The sequence below is a fragment of the Pseudoalteromonas sp. Isolate3 genome, assembly GCF_022398505.1.
In the GTDB taxonomy this organism is placed as follows: Bacteria; Pseudomonadota; Gammaproteobacteria; order Enterobacterales; family Alteromonadaceae; genus Pseudoalteromonas; species Pseudoalteromonas apostichopi.
Map to the genome: position 1 here is coordinate 1 of NZ_JAKEVN010000174.1, position 5,182 is coordinate 5,182.

At 38.5% G+C, this 5,182-nt stretch carries 3 protein-coding genes; 1 reads left to right on the plus strand and 2 read right to left on the minus strand.

Annotated features, from left to right (window positions below; genetic code table 11):
* Window positions 1-2,056 (plus strand): hybrid sensor histidine kinase/response regulator (locus L1D46_RS19590; protein WP_239978086.1); only part of this gene is annotated, 2,056 nt, incomplete at its 5' end.
* A gap of 119 nt (window positions 2,057-2,175) precedes the next feature.
* On the opposite strand, the gene L1D46_RS19595 is transcribed toward L1D46_RS19590, so the two are convergent.
* Window positions 2,176-4,398, minus strand: coding sequence for an NADP-dependent isocitrate dehydrogenase (locus tag L1D46_RS19595; protein ID WP_239978087.1), 2,223 nt, complete (start codon window positions 4,396-4,398; stop codon window positions 2,176-2,178).
* Between the two features lie 439 nt (window positions 4,399-4,837).
* Window positions 4,838-5,053 carry a cold shock domain-containing protein CspD gene (cspD, locus tag L1D46_RS19600; RefSeq protein ID WP_036968098.1) on the minus strand — a complete coding sequence of 72 codons (216 nt, stop codon included), beginning with the start codon at window positions 5,051-5,053 and terminating at the stop codon, window positions 4,838-4,840.
* Between the last annotated feature and the right edge of the window lie 129 nt (window positions 5,054-5,182).

A 5,182-nucleotide genomic window follows, 5' to 3' on the forward strand; every position in this document is an offset into this window, starting at 1 on the left:
AAGCAAAACAGTATTCAGTAAAATAATAGAAAACTTTAAAAGTATAAAAGTACGCTTAGAGAGTGTCGATTTAAAAAGTGACGAACTTGAAAACCAAGTTTACCTAGACTCGATGACACAGCTTATAACCAGGTATGGCGATAATTTGAGTGTGCTTGCTAAACGTTATGAGATAAAAAAAGAGCTTACTGACGACAAACTTCCTAATATTTATTTCCAAGCCATTAATTATCTAAACACCCTTAAATTAAACACTGCTTCAAGCGAAGAAAAGTTAGCTATCTCAGAGCAGCTGAACGTTTGGCATGAGTTACATCGAGATGCCTCATTGTTTCTTGCGAAAAAAGATTACTCAAAAAGAGCGGCGGTTAATAAAGCGCTTACTATCTTATCAAATAATAGACTATCAAATACTAAATATATTAAAAGTAGTGAACTGGCTACAGCGTATCAAGAAGTATTTTCCAAGGGAGTACAAGCTAATAGAAATTACTTGAGTTTAGTAAATGTTGTTATGGCTGGAGATGCAATTGAATTCAGTACGCTCGCAGATAAGTTGCGCGAGCAATCCTTGACTCGATTACAAAAAATAAAAAGAGAGGCGCAAGATATAGTAATAAAGGCAGATCAAACACTTCGTTTTCTTTCTATAGGTATACTGATTTATATCATCGGGCTAGCTGCATTTTTCCACTTACAAATAACTCACTCAATAAAGCGTTTAACGATTAGCTTTCAACACTTTTTAGGAGGTGACTTATCTGCTCCTATTTATGATTTAAATCGTAAAGACGAAATTGGTGTGCTTGCAACTGCCGCTGATAGATTCCGTATATTGAGCCAAGACCTTACAGAGGCAAAAACAACAGCAGAGCATACAACGAAAGTAAAATCAGAATTCCTTGCGAACATGAGTCATGAAATTCGCACTCCTATGAATGGTATTCTCGGGATGGCACGTCAATTGAGGCGCACCACGTTAACACCTGAGCAAGTGAAGATGCTAAATATCATTCAATCCTCAGGGTCTGGTTTATTAGTGATCATCAATGATATTTTAGATATTAGTAAGATTGAAGCTTCTAAGATTGAGCTAGAATCGATACCAGTGCATTTAAACTCTATGTTAGATGAGCTTATGCACTTATTTAAAGAGCAAGCTCAAAATAAACATATCAACTTCAATATCTCTATTGCCGAAGCACAGCAAGATTGTATTTTCTTTGCCGATGAAACCCGTTTAAAACAAGTGCTAATAAATCTATTAGGGAATGCGATTAAATTTACCGAAAAAGGAAGTGTTTCGCTTGATATAAGAATTAATCGAGGTCAGAGCGACAATCTAAAGATCAAATTCTCTGTGGTTGATACGGGAATTGGCATCGCGAAAGAAAATCTCAGCAAGCTTTTTGAAGCGTTTTCGCAAGCTGATACGTCAATTACACGGCGCTTCGGTGGCACAGGGCTTGGATTGGCTATATCAAGTAAATTACTAAATTTGATGGATGCTCCTTTGCATGTAGAAAGTGATTTAGGGCAGGGCTCTCACTTTTATTTTGAGTTAAAAACAACACAGGTTTTTGAGCAGTCTGAGTTTGAAGCCGCAAATATACAAGAAGCCGAAGAGGAACAGGCAGACTTTTCATCACTTAATGTACTTGTAGTCGAAGACAATGATATTAACCAGGTCGTTATCGAAGCCATGTTGAATGAGTTCGGGATAAGAACTATAAAAATAGCAGGGGATGGTGAGCAGGCCGTAGCGCTATGTAAGGAAAATAGTCAGCAAAACAACTTTAATATTATTTTTATGGATATGCAGATGCCTGTACTTGATGGCCCTCAAGCTACCGTATTGATTAGAAAAATCCCCGCTTATGAAGATACGCCCATTATTGCATTAACAGCCAATGTGCTTGAGGCGGATAAGCAGCGATGTTTTGCAGCGGGAATGAGTGATTTTATTGCTAAACCAATAGACTACCAATGTGTGAAAACAGTTTTATTCAAGTGGTGTTTTAATGAGAATGACCGCTCTGAAAAGCAATCAAATTAGTGAAAACCTAACAGGTTCGTTAGTCACGAGAGCAAAAAAAAGAGTTATCTCTTTCGCGAATAAGCGCTTTGAGATAACTCTCTTATAGCTAGTTAACTAGATAAATAAGATTTAAATAATTAAACAAGCTTAGCTAGAATGTCATTGAATGTTGAACTTGGACGCATTGCTTTAAATGCTAGCTCATCATTAGGTTGGTAATAACCACCTACACTCATAGCTGGACCTTGTGCATCGTTTAATTCATTAACGATTTGGTCTTTTTGAGACTCAAGATCAGCAGCAATTTGTGTGAACTGTGCTTTTAATTCCGCATCATCATTTTGTGCAGCAAGTTCTTGTGCCCAGAATAACGAAAGGAAGAAGTGCGAACCACGGTTATCAATCTCTTTCACTTTACGTGAAGGTGATTTGTTTTCAGCTAAGAATGTGCCTGTTGCTTTATCAAGTGTGTCAGCAAGCACTTGTGCTTTCTTGTTATCTGTATTAACCGCTAAATGCTCTAAAGAAGCAGCAAGCGCTAAGAACTCACCTAAAGAATCCCAACGTAAGTGATTTTCTTTTTCGAATTGTTGAACGTGCTTAGGCGCTGAACCACCTGCACCAGTTTCGAATAAACCGCCACCATTCATAAGTGGAACGATTGAAAGCATTTTAGCACTTGTACCAAGTTCAAGAATTGGGAATAAGTCAGTTAGGTAGTCTCGTAAAACGTTACCAGTTACTGAAATAGTATCTTTACCTTCTTTGATACGATCTAAAGAGAATTTAGTCGCTTCAACCGGCGCTAAGATATGGATCTCAAGACCATCAGTATCATGTTGAGGTAGATACGTGTTTACTTTTTTGATTAACTCAGCATCGTGTGCACGATTTTCGTCTAACCAGAAAACTGCCGGTGTGTTAGTTGCGCGAGCGCGGTTAACAGCAAGCTTAACCCAATCTTGGATTGGCGCGTCTTTTACCTGACACATACGCCAGATATCGCCTTGCTCAACAGCATGCTCTAGTAAAGTTGTACCAGCAGTATCAACAACACGGATAGTACCTGCAGCAGCTACTTCAAACGTTTTGTCATGTGAACCGTATTCTTCAGCTTTTTGTGCCATAAGACCAACGTTAGGTACGCTACCCATTGTTGTTGGATCGAATGCACCGTTTTCCTTACAGAAATCGATAGTTGCTTGGTAAACACCAGCGTAACAACGATCTGGAATTACAAAGCTTGTGTCTTGTAATTTACCTTCGCTATTCCACATTTGACCGCTAGAACGAATTGCAGCAGGCATTGATGCATCGATGATCACATCACTTGGCACGTGAAGGTTAGTAATACCACGATCAGAATCAACCATAGCGATAGCTGGGTTGTTTTCATAAACCGCTTGGATATCTGCTTCAATTTCAGCTTTTTTAGCTGCATCTAGGCTTTCGATTTTTGAGAATACATCGCCGAAGCCGTTGTTTACGTCAACATCTAGCTCTTTGAAAAGATCAGCGTGTTTTGTGAATACGTCTTTGAAGAAAACTTTTACAGCGTGACCGAAGATGATTGGGTCAGACACTTTCATCATAGTTGCTTTCATGTGTAATGAGAACAACACGCCTTTGTCTTTTGCTGTTTGAATTTCTTTAGCAAGGAAAGCTTGAAGCTTAGCTGCGCTCATGCATGAAGCGTCAATTACTTCACCAGCCAGTAATGGTGTGCTTGCTTTAAGCACTGTGATGTCACCATTTTGTGCAACATGCTCGATACGTACGTCAGTAGCTTCTGCAACAGTGACTGATTTCTCAGAACCGAAGAAGTCACCTTCTTCCATGCTTGCAACGTAAGATTGAGAATCTTTGCTCCATGCACCCATTGAATGTGGGTTGTTACGAGCATACTCTTTAACTGAACTAGGTGCACGACGGTCAGAGTTACCTTCACGAAGTACAGGGTTTACAGCAGAGCCTTTGATTTTGTCGTAAGTTGCTTTAACTTTCTTTTCTTCATCAGTTTTTGGCTCTGATGGGTAGTCTGGTAACGCGTAACCTTTTTCTTGTAACTCTTTGATTACTGCACGTAGCTGAGGGATAGAAGCACTGATATTAGGTAGTTTGATAATGTTAGCTTCAGGTGTTTTTGCCATTTCACCTAATTCAGCAAGTGCATCATCAATACGTTGATCTTCAGTTAAGTACTCAGGGAAGTTTGCAATTACACGACCCGCTAATGAAATATCGCGAGTTTCAACTTCAACACCAGCAGCGTTAGTGTACGCTTGGATGATTGGTAACAATGAATACGTCGCAAGAGCTGGCGCTTCATCTGTTTTAGTATAGATAATTTTTGATGTCATCATCATTCCTAGATAGTTGGCGTAATGTTTGGTAATGACTGCTAACAGTAACCCTTAATTAGCCATATTCAACAATGCAATAGATAGCTTTGAAATACCAAGCTTAAAATTAAGTGCCTTGATAAAACAACAGCAAGCAGTCTGTTAGCTGTTGCAACTCAATACAAAGTATTAAAATAACCACAGCTGACAGACTGTAAAATTCTTATAGCTTAAATAAGCAAATTATGAAATTAGCCAAAAGCCTTACGTCAAAATGACGAAAAAGCTAAATTTAAGCAACAAGAGTGTAACAAGCTTGGCTCTAAAGGGCTAATAACAATTAAACAATTGGGGTTAAGAAATGTAATTTCAAGAGAAGTGTAAGGATATATTTAGAGCAGAAGAGTAAGCGAGGAACTTAACAAGGTCTCTCGCTTGATACTCGAATAGGTTTTACCTAGGAGATTTCATCGTTAGGCGCAATATTCGTTGCGTGTAACCCTTTTGGACCTTGTTGCAATTCGAATGTTACATCTTGACCAGCTTTAAGTGTTTTATAACCGTCCATTACAATCGTTGAGTAATGAGCGAATATATCAGTCTCGCTGCCGTCTTCTACGATGAAGCCAAAACCTTTGGCATTATTGAACCATTTGACTTTTCCACAAGCCATACTTCTACATCCTTCTATAAGTTGACTAATTTAGTTATTCTAAACCGTGTAATTTGCTAGACTGACTAATGATTAATCAATCTATATTTGACTGTAGTTTATTTAGCCAGTCAGTCAAGTGTTTTAGAC